Source organism: Vibrio sp. 378, assembly GCF_033339435.1.
Genome location: NZ_JAWOUO010001065.1, coordinates 1 through 540 on the forward strand (window position 1 = coordinate 1; position 540 = coordinate 540).

1 protein-coding gene is annotated in these 540 nt (G+C 48.9%); it reads right to left on the reverse strand.

Translation table 11 applies throughout. The features are described 5' to 3' along the window. A partial coding sequence (locus tag R7Q48_RS30385; protein ID WP_318134130.1) for a sensor histidine kinase occupies positions 1–540 on the reverse strand: 540 nt, incomplete at both ends.

Consider the following 540-nt stretch of genomic DNA (forward strand, 5'->3'; position numbering starts at 1 on the left):
CGCCTGACTCACCCGATTGCGTCCCTTGGTGGTTATAGGCGCTGAGCGCTCCGTGATAGCTTTCTAAAATACGTTTTGAAATGGTCAAACCCAGTCCGAGCCCTTCTGGTTTGGTGGTAAAAAACGGGTCAAAGATTTTCGCCAATGCCTCGTCAGACATCCCCGGGCCGTTATCTGACACCAGAATATAGCAGCTCGAATCGTGGCATTGAATCGCGATGGAAATTTGCGGATCAATACAATAGCCATCCATCGCTTGCGCAGCGTTGTGGAACAGATTGATGAGCACTTGTTCTAGTTCAACGCTGTGAATGGCGAGCCTCACCTCGTGGTCGATCGTCGGTACTTTGAGCGTGACGCCTTGTTTGATCAACTTATTGCTCAATATGCTGGTGGCATTGTGCACCGCATCGTGGAGTATCGACACTTCATTATGAGGTTCATGAGAAGTTTTACGGGTGAAGACTTTTAGCCTAGCAATGACCTCGGCAATAGTCTCGTTTAGCGAGAGCATCTTGTTTAAGTTGTCTGCGACCATCG